The organism is Mesorhizobium sp. WSM4807, assembly GCF_055811615.1.
In genome coordinates this window covers 43305-62518 of sequence record NZ_JBVVQY010000022.1, presented here as the reverse complement: position 1 = coordinate 62518, position 19214 = coordinate 43305, and the positions used below count along the sequence as shown (strand labels likewise).

Sequence of the window (19214 nt, the reverse complement as noted above, 5' to 3'; positions counted from 1 at the left end):
GACGCGGCTGAAGTGCGGCTGAGGGACTTGCCGACGCCAGCGTCCAAGACGCGACTCGCCCCAATTGAAGCCTGCCTTGCTGTTATCCGCGGCGAAAAGCCGCCAAAGGTCGCGCGCCAAGCGTTCATCGTCGCGGCCAAGGATGCGAGGATCCTGCTCGGCGAACAAATCTAGACCGGCGCCGTCAGGCAGAGCCTCGTTCAGGCCATTCGATCTCTTCCTTGACCTGCTGTTGCAGATCGTCACGCGCGCGCTTCGCCTCGCCAGATGCCGTCGAGTTGCTCAGACAATCGCTCGATCCCAACCGCCATAATGTTGGTCGCTGCGCGTGCCGCGCGGGAGGCTGAGCACGATCAGCGCCAGACCGATCGTAACGTCCGCCGCGATCGCCGTGGTTTCACCGCCGGCGAGCACAAAAGGTGAGACCGCGATCCACGCACCGAGCACGACATTGAGGAAGCGCACCGGCCGGACAATTTCGGCCATGGCCGTGACTGCGACCATGATAATGAGACAGCCGACGACATGATCGCTGAAGTAGAGCGGTGGTTGCGTGCCAATGATCAATGGCGTCGTCATCAGCAAGGCGCCGAGCAGCGTGCTCGCTACCAGCGTCCATGGGAAGTTCACGCCGCCGGTGACAAATTCCTTCAGCACCTCGAAAACCGGACGGTCGAGGTCGGCCCCAGGCGTCTGGTTCTCCGACAGCGCCGGTCCGCCCATCCAGAAGGTACGCCAGAACGGCTCACCCGCCCTCGTGGCGCCCCAGAGATACTGGATCGTCGCCAGCACCTCATCGACGGAGTAAGGGATCAGCGCCACCGTGACGGCGGCCTGGAGAATGCAGAGCGTGCACAGCGCGCCAATCAGCGGTGGCTGTATGATGATGAAGGACACACTGACCACGCCAAGCGGAATGATCAGCAAGCCGAAGAGGAGCACCATCCACGGCATGGTGCGCCAGCGCCGGCGGTCGCCGATCGCGCCGGCGAGGATATCGAGGCAATAGGCGAAGGCGCCGAGCCCGGCATCGGCGATTGGAAAGCCCTTCGAGACCCATGACGTCACCACCGCCTCGCTGCCGTTGCGCACCGGCGCGCCGCCGGGGCCGAAGAACGGATCCCACAGCCCATCCGCGTGGCCCATCTGGAAGGCGGCGAGATAGCGCGACACGAATAGGCCGACGAAGGCCAGCGCCACGATCGGAATCCGCTGCGTGAAGGTCGATGGCGAATAGGTCCAGCCCAGCGGAATGTCGTCGTCGGCCGCCAGCGCGCGGCGGCTGATGCCAGGGGTCGGCGGGATCATCACCGCAAAGGCGACGATCAGCATGCCGACGAGCGTGTCGATGGCATAGGCGGCGGCGCTGGTCGTCCAAAACAGCAACGGCGCCAGCATCACCCAAACTCCGAGCGACGCCGTGATCCACTGCACCCAGCGCCAACGTCGGGACATGCCCATCAACGCAAAGACTGTCACCAGCAGGCCGGAAACGATCTCGCTGACGCCGAGGCTTGCGTTGCGCAATTGCGGCTCCGCGACAGCGTGCCCCAGAGCGGGTGGCATCGCGGCTGTGACGGGATCGAACAGGCCAATTGTCATCGGCGAGGTGACCAGCCACAGCCCAAGCGCAGCGTTGGTCATCGGCGCCCAGAGCGTCCTGGACCGATGCCGTTTCATCGCCGCTTCGACGTCTTCCTTGCTTCGTTCGAGCGGTCCCTTGAGGCGCCTTTCGGCCTGTTCGATCTCGGGGTCCGAAGCCGCGACAACGGGCGGATCAAGCTTGTTGGCCGCGTACCAGTCTGTGGGGTCCCGTTTCAGCCGGCGGATCATCTCCGGCAATGTGTCCAGCAGGCTGTGGCTAGGCGCCCAACCCAGCAGAGTTTTGGCTCGCGAGATGTCGATCTCGTAATGATCGTCCGAGTTCTCGATCATCCACGGTTTGATATCGGTGTCCTGATCGAGTACCTCCGTCTGCACCCACGCGCCCAGCTTCGTCAGCTGCTTCGGCAGCGCTAAGGTACGCCAGTCCTCGCCATGGATGAGCCGGCCGATGCGCTTCTGCATCTCCTCGTATGACGGTGTGTCTTCTTCGCCGATCAGAAGCACGGTCTCGGCCGGAAGTTCGGCGCGCCGGTCGACGGTGCGCACCACCGCGTCGACGAGATCGTCCTTGTGCAGATAGGGCTGGCCGGCGGTGATATCGCCGGCGAACAAATAGGCGGTCGGCAAGCGCTCGAAGATGCGAGCGATCTGCTGGGCAATAAAGGCCGCCCGGCAGTCTTCGTCATAGACGCCGGCGAGCCGCAGGATCACCGTCTTGATTTCGCCGCGCTCCCTCGAAATCAGCGCCTCGGTTTCGGCTTTCGATCTTGGGTAGGCCCAGGCCGGGTCGAGCGGCGAGTCCTCATTGATTTTCGTGCCCCTCCCCGGGCTTGGGGCATGGACGAGAAGCGTGCTGGAGAACACGAACTGCTCGGTCTTGATCGCCGTCAGCGAATGCAGGAGCCGGCGCGTGCCCTGCACGGTGACGGCGTCATATTTTGGGTTGTCCTCGCCGGTCGTGTCATAATAAGCGGCGAGGTGGATGACCGAGGCGATGCGACCGCCGCGCTCCCGCGCTGTTTTCACAGCCCTACTCACGCTCTCATCGGAGGTGAGATCGATCTCGATCGTCTCCATGCCGGCGGGGGGATGCTTCGGTTTTGCAACATCGAGGCCGATAACCCGGTAGCGGTCAATCAAACCTCGCGCAATCGCCTGCCCCAGGAAGCCGCTGCTTCCGGTGATAAGGACCGTCGGAAGGGGCGCGCCGTGATTTGCCATAAGTCAGGCCCGTTCGCGTTGGAAGAGAGGCCCGATGGCGTGGTGCGCTTCGGCCTTCCTCGGCTCGCTCAGCACCTTCGAACTGGATTCGTTTTCCTTGTATGCATCGAGTTTTAGACTGCCCAGGATCATTGCCTCGGCCCTTCCGGAGGCGCGAGATGCTCGAGGAACCATCGCGTGGCGTGTCTGACCACTTCGTCCATTGTGCCCGGCTCCTCGAAGAGGTGGCCGGCACCGTCGATAATGATCAACTGTTTCTCGCCTTTCAGCGCGGCAAGGGCACGCTCGTTCATCCCGATCACCGGCCCGTCCAGGCCGCCGACCAGAAGCAGTGTCGGGGCACGCACGGCCGGCAACGCGTCCATCGCCAGATCGGGCCGGCCGCCGCGCGAGACGACAGCCGCGATACCTGCATCCGGGCGTGAGGCGGCCACCAGCGCGGCTGCCGCGCCAGTGCTTGCCCCGAAATAAAGTGGGACAAGCCTTCTGGTCCGTGCTTCCGCAGAAGCCCAATGCGTCGCCAGCACGAGCCGCGATGCAAGCAGGTCGATGTCGAAGACGTTTCGCCTGTCGCGTTCCTCGATCGATGTCAAAAGGTCGACGAGAAGGGTCGCCAGTCCAGCCTGCCGAAGTGCTGCGGCCACGTGATTGTTGCGCGGACTGAGCCGTCCACTTCCGCTGCCATGAGCGAAGATGACGATGCCTTGCGCACCGTGCGGAACGCCCAGCAGCCCAATGAGCCCGTCGGGCTCGATCCTGACCTCCTCGACCTCTGTCATGGCGGTTGCCGGCATCTTTACACTCCAAAGGGAGGATCGCCTCACAGGCAGAGGAACTGCGCCTCGCGCCCACTCAGTGCGTTAAACACTGGCATGCCGGAAATGTTTCCGAGTCAGGCCAGAAAAATGTGGCTATCCCATCGGGAGCGACAGATCTGTTCCGCCCGCCTATTCAGAATTGTGGGCTCCCTCGCTGCAACGCTCTCCGCGGCCGAGGCTCAAGATTTGTTTGGCATCAATTGGTCTAGAGCCATTGTCGCCAAGCACGATGCAGCGTTCGATTGGCCACTCCGCTATGAAGCGAACTTGGTGCAGCGTCGCATAGCCGGGCTCGCGATTTTCAGCTAGCGCCTCTTGTGGGTGGCTTGTCTGTGTCGTTCCATTCCGCCTTGCGTGCCCGCGCTTCCTCGAAGATCAGCTTGAACTCCCGCATCATCGCACTCTCAATGGCGAACGCACTGCTTGGCACGGCGCCGGGGTCTTCCTGATTATTCTGGAATTGAAAACGGGCCTCCAGTTCGGCCCATATTCGCTCGGAAGTCGCGTCGCGGCCGGCAAGCAGCGCGACGACCAGCGCCAGAGTCTCTCGCTGGGCGTTCAGCCGCCCCTCGATCTCTTCATTCGGCAACTGGGACATGTGGATCGCTTCCAGTTTCAGGCGAAACGGCAAAATCGCGTCGTTGTTCCGGAGTCCAGCTCGTCGGCTCGCCCGGAGACGCGGCCTATTCTTCCCTGAATGCCCGTTGGATTTGGTTCGCCAAAGGTTTCACGAGATAGGACAGCATGGTGCGGCTGCCGGTCGAAAAGAACACCTCGACAGGCATTCCAGGCGCCAGGGCCAGGCCCTTGACCCTGGTAAGCTCTGTGCGCGGTAAAACAACATGCACGGTGTAAAAGCCAGCGCCTGTTTTCTCATCGACATTGAGGTCGGCGGAAATCTTGCTGACGGCACCATTCAGTTCCGGCGTTGTTTGCTGATTGAATGCCGACAGCCGCAGCGTCGCGCTTTGCCCTGACGTCAATTGATCGATGTCTTGGGGTGCCACGCGCGCCTCGACGGTCAGGTCGTCTGTCACAGGGACTATCAGCATGATGAGCTCGCCCGGAGAAATAACGCCACCGACCGTGTGCACGCCAAGCTGATGAACGACGCCGGTCTGCGGACTGCGTATATCGATCCGCTTGAGCTGATCTTCGGCCGAGACCTTGCGCTCGACTGATTCAGAGATCTTTGCCTGGACGTCACGCAGTTCGGTCGCCACCTCGCTGCGCAAATCCTGGTCGATCTGAATGATCTGCAAACGGATTTCCGACGTACGCCCCTTCGATTGCGCCATCGCCGCGGTCAGTTGCCCGTGCTCACCTTTGAGCCGCACGGCATCGCGTTCAAGCGCAGTTATGCGGTCGATTGAAACCAGCTTGCGTTGCCAAAGGCTGCGCATGCCTTCGAGCTCAAAGCCGATCAACTTGATTTCCTGGCTCTTGGCATCTCTTTGCTCGGTCAAGCCGGAAACTTCTTCGGCAAGCTGCGCAATACGCTCTTCCAACTGAGCCTTCTGACCAGCGCGTGCCTGTCGGCGAAATTCGAACAGAGATTGCTCGCCGGCCATCGCCCGACCAATCTCAGGGGCATCCTGCCGTGACACAAGCGAAGCTGGAAAGATGATGCTTCCTTTGCCGTCGCGCTCGGCCTCAAGGCGAGCCAGGCGCGCCTCGAATTCGTCCAGGCTCTTCGTGACGATCGCCAAATTGGCCCGGGTGATCGTCTCATCGAGGCGGATCAAAACCTGGCCCGCCTTCACGGCATCGCCTTCCCGGACGAAGATTTGACCGACAACGCCACCCGTCGGATGCTGCACCTTCTTAACGCTGGAATCGACGACCAGCTTTCCTGAAGCAATCACGGCCCCGGAAATCTCGGTGACGGCGGCCAAGCTTCCGGCCCCACCAATCAGAAGTATGCAAGCTGCGACCCCACCAAGCAGATAGCGCCGAATGGTCCGGTCAAGCGCGGATGCAGTGCGTTCTGCCATCAGGATGCAGGTTCCTCAGGGCCAGAGACGACCTTCAGAGGAACGCCTGCTGGGCGAGTTATCTTGTTCAATATCTCATTCTTCGGGCCAAAGGCCTGGATCCGGCCGTTCGCCATCACAAGAACCTGATCCAGGCTTGCCAGCGCGCTCGGCCGGTGTGCGACCACAATGGCAACACCGCCTCGCGCGCGCACGCCTTGGATCGCCACCGTCAGTGCAGCCTCACCCTCCGAATCGAGATTGGAATTGGGCTCGTCGAGAATGACGAGGAACGGATCGCCATAGAGCGCCCGTGCAAGTGCAACCCGCTGCCTCTGGCCGGCCGAAAGTGCCGACCCGGCCTCGCCGACCCGCGTCTCGTAGCCTTCCGGCAGATGGATGACGAGATCATGAACGCCGGCCGCGCGCGCGGCCGCCAGTATGTTGTCCGAGGGCGCTTGCGGTTCGAAGCGCGCGATATTCTCGGCAATAGTGCCGTCGAACAATTGCACATCCTGCGGGAGATAGCCGACATGCTTGCCCAGCTCTTCCGGCGACCACTGGTCGAGCGTTGCGCCATCCAGCCTGACCGTTCCACGAACTGGGAGCCATATGCCGGCAATCGCGCGCACGAGCGATGACTTGCCGGAAGCGCTCGGCCCGACAATGCCGAGGCCGACGCCCTTTTCCAATGCAAAGGTGGCGTCTTGCACGACCATACGACGCTCCCCCGGCGGCGTGACACTGATACTTTCGACCGAAAGAGCAGATTTCGGCGCAGGCAGCGAGACACTTGTCGCAGTTTCGGGAAGCAGGACCAAAAGCTGGGTCAAGCGGGCCCAGGCCTGGCGGGCGGTGACGAAACCCCTCCAGTGCGCGATAGCCAGTTCGATTGGTGCGAGTGCCCTGCTCATCATGATCGAACTGGCGATCATGATGCCGCCGGTCGCTTCCTGATGGATGACGAGATACGCGCCGATCGCCAGGATACCCGATTGCAGCATCATTCGCAGGATTTTCGAGATCGTTCCGAGTGTCCCGGCAAGGTCGCTCGCTGTTGCATTGGTGTCGAGATAGTCAGCATTGATCCCTGCCCAGCGCTCGGCGATGCGCGAGCCAAAGCCCATGGCCTGCAGAACCTCGACATTGCGGCGCGTCGCTTCGGCAAGTGTATTGCGCGCTGCCGCTTGACTGTTTGCCTTTCTGGCGGGCTCTCTCGTGCGAATTTCGGCAAGCAATGCCAGGCTGAAGAGAATGACCACGCCGGCCAGCGCCGTCATGCCGATCCAGAAATGGAACAGGAAGCAGATTGCGAGATAGAGCGGCATCCATGGCAGGTCGAAAAGCGCGGTCGGACCGGCGCTCGACATGAACGATCGCACCTGGTCAAGATCACGCAAGGATTGAAGGCCGTCGCCTGCGAGCTTGGTGCGCAGCGGCAAACGCATGAGGGCGGCATAGACCTGTCCGCTCAAGCGCGCGTCCAGCGCCATGCCGATGCGCACCAGCAAACGCGACCGGATGAGTTCGAGAACGCCCTGAAAGACGAAAAGCGTGCCGGCAAACACGGCAAGCCCGACGAGCGTCGGCACGCTGCGGCCGGGTATGACGCGATCGTAGACCTGCAGCATGAAGAACGAGCCGGTCAGCGCCAGAACATTGACGACGCCGCTCATCAATGCAATTCCTGCCAACGCTCGCCGAAACGCGGCCAGAACCGCCGCGAGTGTCGTCCGCGGCGGTTCAGGTGGAATGGGATGCGACGTCGGCTTCAAATCAGTTCCAGTTCGGTCTCAGGCAGCAATGACCGCGCCCGAAATCAGGCCTGATGACGAACGTGTCGGTGCCGAGCCCATCTGTCAATTGTTAGATAATCCAATCTTGCAACGCATAGGCATGGATGTAGTCGATCTGCATTTCCGCAGGCGTCGCAAGCCCGTCGGCGGGCGCTCCCGCTTGGCCACCAATCCCCATATTCACCAGCATATACATCGGGTCATGCATGTCGGCAGGCGTTGCGGCACGAGCGACTTCGACGTCGTCGAAATACCAGACGAGTTCGTCTTCTGTCCAAAGCACGCCGTATGTGTGGAACCCTCCGGTATCCGAGGTATAGGCAGTCGAGCCCACTGTTGTATGAGTTCCCGTCGCGTTCGAGTGGCCTGTCAGAATGAGCTTGTTTGGATCCTGACCGAACATCTCTATGACGTCCAGTTCCGGTGGCCAGGAGCCGTCCTCCGGGAGAAGCCAGAAGGCCGGCCATGCACCTTGTTTTTCGGGCATATCGGCCCGAATCTCAAAATAGCCGTAGGTCTGCGCGAAGGATTCGTAGGTCGTAAGCAAACCTGACGTGTATTGGTAATTATTTATATAGGGCCGGATCGCCTCAGGAGCCCGGGCGGCGGTAATCGTGAGAACACCGTCCTCAATGCTGAACGGATTGACGGACCGTGTCGGGGCGTAGTCGGTATCGATGTACCATTGAAGATCGTTTGTGGTCGTGAGCGTGCTGCCGTTCGCGGCCCCCCACCAGTAGTTCGAATCCCAGGTGCCGCTCGAGCCGTTCCACAGGTCCAGCGTGTCGAACTCGTCCGAAAAGGTGAGTTCCAGAGCCGACCTGTCCACGCCCAGCTTGAACTGGCTTGCGGTGAAATCGCCGATGGTCTTGTTGGCGAAGACGAGAAACTCGCTATCGGACAGATTAAGTCGGACGTTGGCTCCCGACTGGACCATGTTGGCGCGCACCTCCTCGAAGGAGGTGAAGCCGTAGCTCCCGACGCGAACGGTATCCGTCGCGCCAAGGTCCAGGATCAGATCACTGCCGTTGCCGGGGTTGACGACGAAAATGTCCGCACCGGATCCGCCCTTGAGCACGTCATCGCCCTTTAAGCCGTCGAGCGTCTGTTGGCCGGAGCCGCCGCTAACGATGTTGTTCAGCTCGTTTCCGAAAGCATAGCGTTTGTCGCCGGTGACCGTCAGATTCTCGAAATTGGCTGGGAGCTTGTAGCTCATCCAGGTCGAGATGGTGTCCACCCCTTCGCCGGACAGCTCGACCGCTTTGTTTTTCGAGGAATACAGATAATAAATGTCATCGCCCTTGCCGCCACGCATTGTGACGGTGACGTTGCCGTCCCCATACATCGAGTCGTTGTATGTGCTGCCATAAAGTGTTGAGCTGGAACTCGTCGCCGAGTACCACTTCACGGAGGACCCGCTGTAGGGAAGTGGAACGCCCTTGGCGTTCAGAACCGTGGCCATCGCGGTGTTTTCTCCTTTGTCTCGCTGGATAGCAGCCCTAACATCTATCAAGGGCAAAAGGAGCCAGTACTTTTTCACTTTCCAGTTCGGAAGGTTACCAAATGGTTATCACGTTGTGGGAGCACTTGCCGGGGAGCTTCACTGCCTCGAGTGCATAAGGTTGGGCCACTGCAACATGATCGAAGATGTGGTGAGGCAGATCGAGACTGACCCTCACCGCATTTCGCATCTCGAATAGCATTACCGCTGACCGGTGATAAAGAACTGCTAGTAGACTTTGAAAGCGCCCGCATCGGCTCGTGCATCCACATCGGTGATCAGCATGTGCCCCGGCGATACCGTGATCGAGGTCGCGAGTTCGGCACGAGCAAGTGCATCCTGCGCGGTGATGCTGCTGGCCCAGAATACAGGGACCTCCCCGTCAATGATTTTGACCGCATCGCCCCAGTCGGGAGCCATCAAGTCGGCAACTCCGATGACCGCGGGATCTCCGACATGGATAGGAGAGCCATGGGCATGCGGGAAGCGTGCGGTGACGGCGCGAACCCTGTCGACATCGCAACGGCTTATCGGACGCATCGAGACGACCATTTCGCCACCAAACGGTCCGACGCGACACGTCTGGATCCTGGTTCGGAACTTGGGTGAGGTGTTGCCGCAGCCGATGCGGCTCAGTTTCTTTTCGGCAAGTGCAGCTTCGACGGTCAGCGAACTGCCGAGCGCGAAAGCGGCAAAATCATCCTGCCACAGGTCGATTATGTCCGTCCTCTGACGCGTCAACTCCCCGAAGTGATAGATGTTGTACTGGGGGGCATCGGTGCGGATGTCGATATCGCCCAGCGCTGGGATCAATGGACTGCCGGCGCGATTCACGCCGACCAATGGACAGGATTTCGGGTTGCGGATGCAAAACTGGTGGAAATCGCCGGCAAAGCTGCGGGGCACAATCACGACATTGGCCTGAAGCTTGCCGCGGGCCAGCCCCCCTGTATGCCCCTCATAGGCGCCCATTCTGACAAGCCTGCGCAGCCTATCCACATCGACCAGTCGCAGGTCCTCGAAGATCGGTGAAGTGGTCAGGCGAGCCATGGCTTCCGAGGGATATGCGCGTTTCAGAGACAAGTCGGGAGGGCGTAAGATCGTTGGCGGCTCGGCTGCTTGTCAAATCGTCAGAATCTTTCCTCAACGATAAATTGTATTTATTGGCCGGCCAACGATTGCTTCATTTAGGACCGACGCTTGCGCAAATCTTCCTAGTGTCATTAACAGCTGCGGCAGCCGATCGCTTCTATCTGTCGGCCTGCCTCGTGGAGGAAGCCAAGGTCTCGGTTCATGTAGAAGAGCAGGAAAGCGGCATAGAGTACAAAGACGAGGCTAAACACCAGCGTCTTCACGATCAGTGAAAGCGCAAAAACATTCAGGTGCGGTGAGGCGCGCGCCAAGAAGGCCAGCACAATGTCGGACAAGAGCATGCTGATGATGAGCGGAAAAACGAGGGTCAATGCCATCATCAGAATGCGGTTCAGCAGATCGAGAAAGATGCCGGCTGCATCCTTGCTGAACACAGGCAGAAGTTGGTCGATCGGCCACAGGCCATAGCTGTCGTAGAGACTGGTCAAGGAAAGTTCGAGGCCGCCGGCAGCCAGGTAGATCGTGACCATGATGACGGCGAGCAAGGTGCCGGTGGCACTCGTCTCATGGGTCATCATCGGATCGATCAGAGTCCCCATGGTGGAGCCGCGCTGCAGGTCCAGGATATCGCCGGCAGCCTCGGCCGCCCAGAACGGTATGCCCATCGCCAGCCCGAGCGTTACCCCGACCACGACCTCCTTGAGCATGTACACGACGATCATCGTCGTCGCGATGTCAGTGTTCGTCAGCTTGTTCACGATCATCGGAAAGACCGGAACCGCCAGCGCCAGAGCAACGCCGTTGCGCAAAAGGCCCGATAGCGGCACACGCGAAAAGAGCGGCATCAGGAGCATGAATCCGGTCATGCGTGCGAGTGCGAAAGCTCCGGCCAAAAGATAGAACTGAAGCTCTTTGACCGACGCGAAGAATGGTTCGACCGGCATCTGCGTCCTCAACGCGTGACGACGGGGAATTCGTCCAGCGCCGTTGAGGCCTGCTCGGCGATCTGCTGGCCAAGCAGCGGGCCGAAGACGATGACGACCAGCAGGATCACGACGAGCTTAATCGTCTGCGGCAGGGACTGGTCCTGAATTTGCGTCAGCGCCTGGGCAAGCCCGACAAGGATGCCGACGGCCATCGCCGCGATGATCGCTGGGCTCGACGCGAACAGCACTGTCAGAAGCGCGCTTTGGACCTTCGCCAGGATGAAGTCATTGCTCATGCAAACCTCCTAGCGGCGTCAGACGTAACTCAGGATGAGGCCGTGCATCAGCCGCGACCAACCATCTATGGCGACGAAAAGGAACAGTTTCAGCGGGATCGAAATGAGGACCGGCGAGACCATGATCATGCCGAGCGTCATCAGGATGTTCGCAACAACGATGTCGATGATGAGAAAGGGAAGATAAAGCAGAAAGCCGATTTCAAACGCGCGCGTAAGCTCGGACGCGACAAAGGCAGGAACAAGTATCGAAAGATCGTCGTCCTTCAGATTCTGGCGTGCCTGTTCCGGCCACAGGCGGTTCGTCCCGTCAAGGAAGAACTGCCGCTCTTCCGGTTGCGTGAATTTGATGAGGTGCTGCTGCAATGGTTCCCTGACCAGTTGCGCCGCCCTGGCGAGGTCGTCCGTAGTCTGGAACTGAACCTGCCCTTCCTGAAGCCGCCCCGTCATTTCGCTCAGCAATGGCGTCGTGACATAGACCGTGAGCACGAGCGCTATGCCGTAGAGGACCAGATTGGGCGGCATCTGCTGGACGCCGAGCGCATTGCGGATGAGGAACAGCACGACCGAGATTTTCAGGAACCCGGTCATGGTGACGACTGCCAGCGGCAGCAAACCGACGAAGCCGACGGCAATCAGGATCCCAAGCAGGTTGGGCGAATTGTCAAGCATTGTCGAACATGCGGGCGACCCGCACGCCCAGGCTCTCCCCAATCCGCACGATCTCGCCACGGCCGACGCGTTTACCATTGGCGATGATGTCGACCGTCTCCTTCGTCACATTGGCGAGCGGAACGATAGCACCGGGCGCAAGCTGCCTTACCTCGCCGAGAGGCATTGCCGTGCGGCCGAGCTCGAAGGCAAGCGCAACCGGCAGTTGGTCCAGAGTTGCCTCTTCCAGTGTCTGGTCGGCGTGCGGCGGCGGGTTCTGATTCATGGTCCACTCCCATTTCGATCCAGCGATTGCAGTCGGGGCGGCAAGCAGTTGCGGCCCGCTGTCAGTCAGCACGGCCGGGGCATAAAGGCGCTCGGCAATGACCAATGCCACCTCTTCCTCTTCGTCATCGAAAAGCACTACATCTCCAGGTTGCAGGCTTTTGAGATCACCGTGGCTGATTGTAAGCGCGTGACGCCAGAGGCAGACCGGCAACGGGAATTCCGCAGGAAGCGGGGCTCTCGCTTTGCCGATCGCGTCGAGAAAGCCCCCGGCCCGCACCGCCAGACCGACGCTATCGGTGTGCAAGGCGCAACCTATGGTTTCATCCTTGCCGGTCAGGGCGAAAGCCAGCGCGGTTTCGTCCAGAACGCTGTCTTGTTGTTCGACGGACGTAATAGTGACCGTCTCGCCCAGCTTGCTCTCGAGCCATTCGAGATCTTTTTCGAATTCGGACTCCAGCAGCAGTGCGGCGTGAGCGGGTGCCAGTCGTTTCACGTCGATCAGCTCGTCAGCCTTGGCAAGACCCCGTTCGACAACAGATAGCGGCAAGCGCAATTTGCCCGCCATGTCTGCGACTGTGAACGCAATCGTGCACAACGGCTGGTCCACAGGGTTCGGCGCCGGCCAGACGGCCGCGAGCGCCATGGTTTTCCCGGCAATCGTGATCTGCGCGGGAGCACGACGGCGGTAGAAGGCGTTCAATGCCTCAACCTCCCCAGCCGCAACAGATTCCAATGTCAGCGGCTCGCCAACGCTCGAGCGTGTGCGTCTGACCGGTTCTGCGCGCGCTTTCTTTTTTGCCGACGCCAAGGCCTGAGGCATCACACTTCCATATTCACGATCACGGATTGGACTATCGTTCTGTGGGCAAGCGCAGTGGACTGCGCTCGTCTTCCTCGGAAAGCTCGGCAAGCGCCAGGCTGCGACGCGCAGTGCGTTTGGTCAGATGCTGCAACAGCCCGTCCAGCTTCGTCACCGCCTTCATGCTGGCGCGATGATCGTTGCGGGCGGCCGATAACTCCGTTTTGCGTCGTTGCTCGGTGACGCCGGCCATCTTCTGGTTTTCCCGGAGCTGCTCGGTTTGCCTGGCGGCGTTCTCGAACTGTCCCTGAAGCCGGTAAAGGCTGGCGGCCTTCACCGGTTGTCCAACAAGCGAACCGAATGCTGCATCCTCAGCGTCGGCTGTGTGCTGGAGGTGTTCGCTGACCGCGGCGGCTGCCTCCCGAACCGCCCCGGCGGCCCGCTGCGCAGCGGCGTATCTCCTTAAGACCGCTTCGTTTGCGCGCTGTTCACCGTGGCGCCTGAGGTCGCGCAATCGTGCGATCATGTCACGATCTTTCATTGACGATCCCCCGCATGCGTTCGCGTGTCTGCTCGATTGTTTCGTGGGTGGCGGACGGCTGTCGCAGGAAGGCGTTGATGGTGTCGATCTTCGCCACCGCCTCGTCCGCCACCGCATCGCTGCCCTTTTCGTATTCGCCGACGCGCAGCAGCAATTCGACGTCGGCGTAGCGGGCGAGCAACTCCCGTAAGCGGCCGGCGTCCGACCGATGCTCAGCCGGCACCACCGTGTCCATGAGGCGACTGCGGCTGCGCAGCACGTCGATGGCCGGGAAATGATTGCGCTGCGCAAGCTCGTTCGACAGAAAGACGTGGCCGTCGAGAAGCGCCTGGATTTCTTCGGCAACCGGATCCAGCGTGCCATCGCCCTCCAGAAGAACGCTGTAGAGGCTTGTAATGGAGCCGACGCGGCCAGGCCCTGAGCGCTCGAGCAATCGGGGCAGAACTGCAAAAAGCGAAGACGGAAAACCGCGACGCGTCGGCGGCTCGCCTGAAGCGAGGCCAATCTCGCGCTGCGCACGGGCAAACCGCGTGATGTTGTCCATTGCCAGCAACACATGCTTGCCCTGGTCGCGAAAATATTCGGCAATGCTGGTTGCCACATAAGCGGCCTTGACGCGCTCGATCGCCGGCCGGTCGGACGTCGCGACGACGATGATTGCCCGCGCCAGCCCTTCCGGCCCGAGCTGATGCTCGATGAATTCGCGCACCTCACGTCCGCGTTCGCCGACAAGCGCAACCACGGCAACATCTGCGTCGGTGCCGCTGACGATATCCGAAAGCAGGATCGACTTGCCGACGCCAGGCTCGCCGAAGATACCGACGCGCTGCCCACGCGCGCAGGTGAGAAGCCCATCGAGGGCGCGGATTCCGAGCTGGATAGGCTCGGAAATCAAACTGCGCTCCAGCGGCGACGGCGGATAGGCGTTGACCGGATAGCTGCCGGCAATGCCATCCGGCGAAAGCGGTTTGCCATCCAATGGCTCGCCGAACGCGCTGATCACCCGACCAAGCAGGCCGGGCCCGACGGGCACCGTTGGGGTCTTTCCGGTCGCAATGACCTCGGTGAGGCTTGAAAGGCCGGTGAGATCGCCAAGCGGAACAAGGATCGCCATCTCGTCCATGAGCCCGACGACTTCCGCCTTGGTCGCCGTGCCGGTCCTGGGATCGACGAGTTCGCAGATCTCGCCGATCCGAACCTCCTCCACCGTCGCGTGAATGACCGTGCCGGTGACCCGCCGTACACGCCCTTTCCTGGGCCGGCTGGCATCCTCACGCAGGCCGGAACGCAGGTTCGGAACGATCGATGCGAGGCGGCTCTCGAGCTTGGTGGCTGGACTTGTCATGCCGCCGCCTTTGATGAAATCGCAGCGGCAATGGCGTCGAGCTGTGCCTCGATGCTGGCGTCGATGACGGCAATGTCGGTCAAGAGGATGCAGGCGCCCGTCGCCAGCGTATCGTCCGCGTCGATCTCGACCGTCATGCCCAAGTCACTCTCGCGCAGGGCCGCGTTCAGTTCGTCGCGAACCCTGTTGACGGAAACAGGATGAACTCGGACCTTCAGATATTTGGCGCGGCGAATTTCAGTGACGGCCTGCGCGGCCGCCTTGGCGACCAGCATGCTCGCGTCGAATTCTCCCAGCACGCGCCTGACGACATCGAGAGCTAGATTGACGATTTCGGCTTCCAGTCCGCCGAGATAGCGATCGACCTTGACCGCGGTCTCGCCAACCAAACGCGCGGCATCCGCGGCGCCTTGCGCCTTGCCATCTTCATAACCCTGCGCATATTCGGCCGCATAGGCTCGCCGAGCGGCGTCACGCAACTGCTGCGCATCACGCCTGGCTTCGTCGAGAAAAGCGTGCCCATCCTGCCAGGCGCGTGCCTCGGCAGCGCGCAGGATGCGGGCGACGGGGCGCCTCGGCACGGTAGTGGTCGCTTTGCCTGGTTCGACCATCTCGCCTAACCCATCGCCCGTCGAACAATCGCCGGACCAGCTTCGGCAAATGGTTCGGCTGTCGGCTGGTCAACAAGCGCATGCGGCATCAGCTTGAGGCGGACCCGCATGCTCGTTTCGCCCGGCATCGCCTGACACCAGGCGCCAAGGCAACGCAGGCCGTCGGCATGGACACGGCCTTGGATATCGTCCAGGGGCTCCAACGGCTGCATAGGACCGGCCAGATCGCGGTTGGCGACTGCGAAAGCGCAGATTTCCGCACCGAGTGCTGCCTGCAACGCGGCGGCCTGGCGTCCATCGATGACGGCGGCCAGACTGCCGGCCCAGTAGATCGCGCCGGCGCGAAGCGCAAGGTCCTCCACCTCCTCTCCCGACGACAAAGCAATCGCCCGGTCTATCTCATCGGCTGGTTCGTTGGAGACGGCGCCGCTGAGGCCGTAACGATCGAGCAGAAGCTCCGACAATCGCTCCTGCAGGCGCTGCGACCGCAACATACGCTCGCAGGCAGCCTCGCCGATCGTGCCGTCAAAGCATTGCGCCAGCCGGGCCGCATCCGCATAGCCAGCGGGATTGGCCATGAATGCCTGCCATTCCGGGCTGGCAGTTTGCTTCGAGCCGGTCTGGATCATGTCTTCTTCACCGGCATGGCCGACGCGTCGAGCGCATAAACGCCGGGTCGTCGATACCACTGGACGTAAGCCAGGCGGGCAGCCAGCGCCAATAGTGCCGCCGTCATGCTGTAAAACAGCCACATCGCGGCGACGACGCTGTCGGGATGCAGCCAGAGGCCGAGGAACGTTGTGAAACCTGACTCGCCGGTTGGGTGCTCGGGAACTGCCGCGGTCACCGGAATGAGCGTGACGGATACATTGTCATAAGTCAGCCCGGCGATGCCTTTGGCCACCAGCATCTTGACCTGCGGGATCAGCTCATTCATCGGAACGGATGCGCGGTGCCGGATGAAGACGGAGGCGGACGATGGGACCAGCCGCTGTCTCAGCGGATCGTTTTCGGGCAGGACGAGATGAACGCGCGCAGAAAGCACGCCGTCGATGTCCGAAATCGTCTGCGACAGCTCCTGGCTCAGGCCATAAATCATCGTCGCACGCTCTTCGACCGGCGAGGATACAAGCCCGTCTCGCTTGAACACGTCGCCGAGCGTCTGGAATTCCTGTTTGGGCAACCCGCTTTCGTCGAGAATCGCCATGGCTTCGGCGAAACGGTCCTTCTGTACGAAAACCGTCATTTTGCCGTCCTTGCCCGCCTCGCGCTGGGCCGGGATGCCGTGACGCATCAGCGTGGCCACGATCTCGTTGGCCTGCCGCTGGTTGAGGTTGGAATACAACTCAACCGAGCACGCCTGGAGCACAAGCATGCTCACCACGACGAGCGCGACGCGGCACCGGACGCCGCATCGATTCAATAGCGTTGACCGCCGCGGCAAGGATATCGTGTGCACGAACACTCCGTAGGCTTACTGTTGCTTGATCAGCGTGCTGGTGGACGACGTAACGGCCGTTACGCTGCTCGTGACCACTTCGAGATTGGCGGCGGCCCACATCACCGAAATGGATCGTTCGAGCAGTTGCTCGGCATTTTTTGCGGTGGCGTTTTCGTCTTCCTTGCCTGTCGGGGCGGTCTTGCCGGCGCCATCCTGCATGGTGGCTGTTTCAGCATTCACAGAGGCATTTGCCTGGGGGGCATTTGCCTGGCCAAGCGCCTTCTGCACCTGCTGCATGGTCCCTTCCAGCGACTGAACCGCAGAACCGAACAATGCAGACGGATCCGTGAGCGCCCCGCCCCCAGCCTTCTCCACCTCGGCCAGATAGTCGAAGAGCTTGTGCTCGGCGACCGGCGCGGTCTTTTCCAGTTTGGAGGATTGTCCGGCCATTGCCGGATTGGCTTCCGAAGATGCCTGCGCCACCTGCTGGCCTGCCCGCGTGGCGACATCACCGCGCTCAGGCATAGTAACCTTCGCGGCATCATGTTTTTCCTGATTGGCACCCACCATCCGGTTACCCGGCTGCGTTGCCGTGCCGGTGGTGATTTGCTGCTGCGAAGCTATGCTGGTGGTCAAGTTTGCCAGTGTAGCTTCCAGGGCTCCAATCGGCGCGATTTGCATGAACCTGCCCTCCTGCTTGCTTAGTTCGATTTGCCGGAGGGGACATTCTGCGCCTCCGCCTGCCTTCCGCGGAAAACGCGGACCGGAACGACTTTGCCAGGATCCGGCTTGGTGCTCGGCGCCGCAGGAACCCCCAGTGTTTTCCTGACAAGTTCAACATAGGATGGTGGCCCCGATACCGAGACAACCTCGTCCTGCTTGGAAACCTTTGTCGGAAACCTCGGATCGATGACCCCCAGCCGCGAAAGCCGATCTTCCGCACTGGCAGCGGTATTGGCATCAAGCGGGATCATTTCCGTCCGGACTTCAGCTTCGGTCGCGACGTTCATGACGATGCCGTCGAAATGCCAGACCAACCCGTATCGATTGCAGATCTCTTGCAGAAACTCGCGGGCCGTTCCAACCGGCATGCCGGCGCTTAAACGTCCCTTTATGAGTTTGCTGACACGCATGGGCGCCTGCATGTTGCGGCCTAGCTCGACCAGCGCGTCGGCCACCGACTGATCGACGGTGATGTATCTGTACGGGCCGGCAGGCCAGCGCGGTTCGGCGGCGTTGGCCCGCGACGAGGCAAGACCGAACGCCAGGATCGTCGCAAGACCGCAGGCGACGAAAGCAGCCCTGGCTCCCGAGCACCGATCCGCATGGCAGCTATCGCGTCCCGTCAACATCGGTCCTATCGAAAAGGGACGCACGAGCGATGGCCCGCGTCGCTTGTTTCATGGTTTACCCGCCGATTCACTCTATCGTGCACACCGCAGAATTGGAAGTCCAATTGGATTGCGCATTAGCATTTGGTGCCAAATGTTGCGAACCGCCAGCAAAGCGATATGGTGCGCGCTGGAATCAGGTGATCGCCGGCTGAACGCCTGGATGCAGAAGGATCGTTCTTGGTGGCGGCAATCTTGATCCGGCATGCAAACTTGCCTGTTCCCGTCAAGGTTGCGGGACGCAAAGTCCGGGTCACCCCGCTTCTTATCCAGAGCCCGCGCCTTATCCGGAGATTGTGTGCATCAGTTCTGGTTGCCGCCATGGCGCCGGCGCAGGCCCAATCGAATAGCGGTTATGACCCACGAAGCTGGACTTACGATCCGGCAAGAAATGTGCTGGTCTCCCCTTCCGCTCCCGACCAGACTTCGGACGAAGAAATCCGGCCCGAGTGGTCACCAATTCCTAGGGAGATCGTGCATTTCAGCGAGGCTCAACCGAAGGGATCGATCGTCATCAACACCCCGGAGCGGCGGCTTTACTACATCTTGGGGGGCGGCAGGGCGCTGCGATATGCGGTAGGCGTTGGAAAGGAGGGATTGGAGTGGTCCGGCCGCGACACGATTTCAAGCAAAAAGAACTGGCCAGATTGGCGGCCGCCGGCCGAAATGCGATCCAGAGAAGCATCAAAAGGCCGCTTCCTGCCCGCGCATGTCGAGGGAGGACCGAACAATCCATTGGGCGCGCGCGCATTGTATATCGGCGACACGCTTTATCGCGTCCACGGCACCAACCAGCCATGGACCGTCGGACAGGCCAATTCCTCCGGTTGCATTCGCATGACCAACGAGGATGTTATCGATCTTTATGAACGAGTGAAGATCGGCAGCCAGATCATTGTGCGGCATTGATGGCCGTTCC

At 61.0% G+C, this 19214-nt stretch carries 20 protein-coding genes; 2 read left to right on the top strand and 18 right to left on the bottom strand.

Annotated features, from left to right (window positions below; genetic code table 11):
• Positions 1-12: 12 nt before the first annotated feature.
• Complete coding sequence (locus tag AC0L3N_RS24565) at positions 13-174, top strand: DUF982 domain-containing protein (protein WP_473550015.1); 162 nt, start codon at positions 13-15, stop codon at positions 172-174.
• Between the two features lie 108 nt (positions 175-282).
• Here the strand turns inward: AC0L3N_RS24565 and AC0L3N_RS24560 are convergent, their stop codons facing one another.
• The 18 genes from AC0L3N_RS24560 to AC0L3N_RS24475 form a co-directional block, all read right to left on the bottom strand.
• Positions 283-2826, bottom strand: coding sequence for an NAD-dependent epimerase/dehydratase family protein (locus AC0L3N_RS24560; protein ID WP_473549959.1), 2544 nt, complete (start codon positions 2824-2826; stop codon positions 283-285).
• Between the two features lie 128 nt (positions 2827-2954).
• A complete protein-coding gene (locus AC0L3N_RS24555; protein WP_473549958.1) occupies positions 2955-3620 on the bottom strand; it encodes a dienelactone hydrolase family protein in 666 nt (221 codons plus the stop codon).
• A gap of 325 nt (positions 3621-3945) precedes the next feature.
• The gene (locus tag AC0L3N_RS24550) at positions 3946-4275 is read right to left on the bottom strand and encodes a hypothetical protein (RefSeq protein WP_473549956.1); all 330 of its coding nucleotides are present in this window, start codon (positions 4273-4275) and stop codon (positions 3946-3948) included.
• 52 nt (positions 4276-4327) lie between these two features.
• Complete coding sequence (locus AC0L3N_RS24545; protein WP_123148988.1) at positions 4328-5638, bottom strand: HlyD family type I secretion periplasmic adaptor subunit; 1311 nt, start codon at positions 5636-5638, stop codon at positions 4328-4330.
• On the bottom strand, positions 5638-7392 hold the full coding sequence (locus AC0L3N_RS24540) for a type I secretion system permease/ATPase (protein WP_473549955.1): 1755 nt from the start codon (positions 7390-7392) through the stop codon (positions 5638-5640). The genes AC0L3N_RS24545 and AC0L3N_RS24540 overlap by 1 nt, the downstream gene beginning before the upstream one ends.
• 91 nt (positions 7393-7483) lie before the next feature.
• A complete protein-coding gene (gene eglC / locus AC0L3N_RS24535; protein ID WP_473549953.1) occupies positions 7484-8875 on the bottom strand; it encodes an endo-1,3-1,4-beta-glycanase EglC in 1392 nt (463 codons plus the stop codon).
• A gap of 267 nt (positions 8876-9142) precedes the next feature.
• A complete protein-coding gene (locus AC0L3N_RS24530; RefSeq protein WP_473549952.1) occupies positions 9143-9886 on the bottom strand; it encodes a D-glutamate cyclase family protein in 744 nt (247 codons plus the stop codon).
• A 251-nt stretch (positions 9887-10137) separates the two neighbouring features.
• Positions 10138-10950 carry a type III secretion system export apparatus subunit SctT gene (gene sctT / locus AC0L3N_RS24525; RefSeq protein WP_123148992.1) on the bottom strand — a complete coding sequence of 271 codons (813 nt, stop codon included), beginning with the start codon at positions 10948-10950 and terminating at the stop codon, positions 10138-10140.
• Between the two features lie 8 nt (positions 10951-10958).
• The gene (locus AC0L3N_RS24520) at positions 10959-11228 is read right to left on the bottom strand and encodes an EscS/YscS/HrcS family type III secretion system export apparatus protein (protein ID WP_473549951.1); all 270 of its coding nucleotides are present in this window, start codon (positions 11226-11228) and stop codon (positions 10959-10961) included.
• A gap of 18 nt (positions 11229-11246) precedes the next feature.
• The gene (gene sctR, locus AC0L3N_RS24515; protein WP_065006906.1) at positions 11247-11900 is read right to left on the bottom strand and encodes a type III secretion system export apparatus subunit SctR; all 654 of its coding nucleotides are present in this window, start codon (positions 11898-11900) and stop codon (positions 11247-11249) included.
• Complete coding sequence (sctQ, locus tag AC0L3N_RS24510) at positions 11893-12867, bottom strand: type III secretion system cytoplasmic ring protein SctQ (RefSeq protein ID WP_473549949.1); 975 nt, start codon at positions 12865-12867, stop codon at positions 11893-11895. Before sctQ ends, sctR begins: the two co-directional genes overlap by 8 nt.
• Positions 12868-13018: 151 nt before the next feature.
• On the bottom strand, positions 13019-13507 hold the full coding sequence (locus AC0L3N_RS24505) for a hypothetical protein (RefSeq protein ID WP_133254788.1): 489 nt from the start codon (positions 13505-13507) through the stop codon (positions 13019-13021).
• A complete protein-coding gene (locus tag AC0L3N_RS24500) occupies positions 13494-14852 on the bottom strand; it encodes a FliI/YscN family ATPase (protein WP_473549947.1) in 1359 nt (452 codons plus the stop codon). Before AC0L3N_RS24500 ends, AC0L3N_RS24505 begins: the two co-directional genes overlap by 14 nt.
• A complete protein-coding gene (sctL, locus tag AC0L3N_RS24495; RefSeq protein ID WP_473549946.1) occupies positions 14849-15463 on the bottom strand; it encodes a type III secretion system stator protein SctL in 615 nt (204 codons plus the stop codon). The genes AC0L3N_RS24500 and sctL overlap by 4 nt, the downstream gene beginning before the upstream one ends.
• A gap of 5 nt (positions 15464-15468) precedes the next feature.
• Positions 15469-16092 carry a SctK family type III secretion system sorting platform protein gene (locus AC0L3N_RS24490; protein ID WP_473549944.1) on the bottom strand — a complete coding sequence of 208 codons (624 nt, stop codon included), beginning with the start codon at positions 16090-16092 and terminating at the stop codon, positions 15469-15471.
• The gene (gene sctJ / locus AC0L3N_RS24485; RefSeq protein WP_473549943.1) at positions 16089-16928 is read right to left on the bottom strand and encodes a type III secretion system inner membrane ring lipoprotein SctJ; all 840 of its coding nucleotides are present in this window, start codon (positions 16926-16928) and stop codon (positions 16089-16091) included. The genes AC0L3N_RS24490 and sctJ overlap by 4 nt, the downstream gene beginning before the upstream one ends.
• 9 nt (positions 16929-16937) lie before the next feature.
• Complete coding sequence (locus tag AC0L3N_RS24480; RefSeq protein ID WP_473549942.1) at positions 16938-17585, bottom strand: hypothetical protein; 648 nt, start codon at positions 17583-17585, stop codon at positions 16938-16940.
• 20 nt (positions 17586-17605) lie between these two features.
• Complete coding sequence (locus tag AC0L3N_RS24475; RefSeq protein ID WP_473549941.1) at positions 17606-18082, bottom strand: type III secretion protein; 477 nt, start codon at positions 18080-18082, stop codon at positions 17606-17608.
• 534 nt (positions 18083-18616) lie between these two features.
• Between AC0L3N_RS24475 and AC0L3N_RS24470 the strand changes: the two genes are divergently transcribed.
• Positions 18617-19204: a L,D-transpeptidase gene (locus AC0L3N_RS24470; protein WP_473549939.1), complete on the top strand. Its 588-nt coding sequence runs from the start codon at positions 18617-18619 to the stop codon at positions 19202-19204.
• Positions 19205-19214 lie beyond the last annotated feature (10 nt).

Coding starts and splice junctions, on each gene's coding strand:
- AC0L3N_RS24560 (WP_473549959.1), bottom strand. CDS start 2,826: ATGGCAAATCACGGCGCGCCCCTTCCGACGGTCCTTATCACCGGAAGC.
- AC0L3N_RS24555 (WP_473549958.1), bottom strand. CDS start 3,620: ATGCCGGCAACCGCCATGACAGAGGTCGAGGAGGTCAGGATCGAGCCC.
- AC0L3N_RS24545 (WP_123148988.1), bottom strand. CDS start 5,638: ATGGCAGAACGCACTGCATCCGCGCTTGACCGGACCATTCGGCGCTAT.
- eglC (WP_473549953.1), bottom strand. CDS start 8,875: ATGGCCACGGTTCTGAACGCCAAGGGCGTTCCACTTCCCTACAGCGGG.
- AC0L3N_RS24530 (WP_473549952.1), bottom strand. CDS start 9,886: ATGGGCGCCTATGAGGGGCATACAGGGGGGCTGGCCCGCGGCAAGCTT.
- sctT (WP_123148992.1), bottom strand. CDS start 10,950: ATGCCGGTCGAACCATTCTTCGCGTCGGTCAAAGAGCTTCAGTTCTAT.
- AC0L3N_RS24520 (WP_473549951.1), bottom strand. CDS start 11,228: ATGAGCAATGACTTCATCCTGGCGAAGGTCCAAAGCGCGCTTCTGACA.
- sctR (WP_065006906.1), bottom strand. CDS start 11,900: ATGCTTGACAATTCGCCCAACCTGCTTGGGATCCTGATTGCCGTCGGC.
- AC0L3N_RS24505 (WP_133254788.1), bottom strand. CDS start 13,507: ATGAAAGATCGTGACATGATCGCACGATTGCGCGACCTCAGGCGCCAC.
- AC0L3N_RS24500 (WP_473549947.1), bottom strand. CDS start 14,852: ATGACAAGTCCAGCCACCAAGCTCGAGAGCCGCCTCGCATCGATCGTT.
- sctL (WP_473549946.1), bottom strand. CDS start 15,463: ATGGTCGAACCAGGCAAAGCGACCACTACCGTGCCGAGGCGCCCCGTC.
- AC0L3N_RS24490 (WP_473549944.1), bottom strand. CDS start 16,092: ATGATCCAGACCGGCTCGAAGCAAACTGCCAGCCCGGAATGGCAGGCA.
- AC0L3N_RS24480 (WP_473549942.1), bottom strand. CDS start 17,585: ATGCAAATCGCGCCGATTGGAGCCCTGGAAGCTACACTGGCAAACTTG.
- AC0L3N_RS24470 (WP_473549939.1), top strand. CDS start 18,617: ATGGCGCCGGCGCAGGCCCAATCGAATAGCGGTTATGACCCACGAAGC.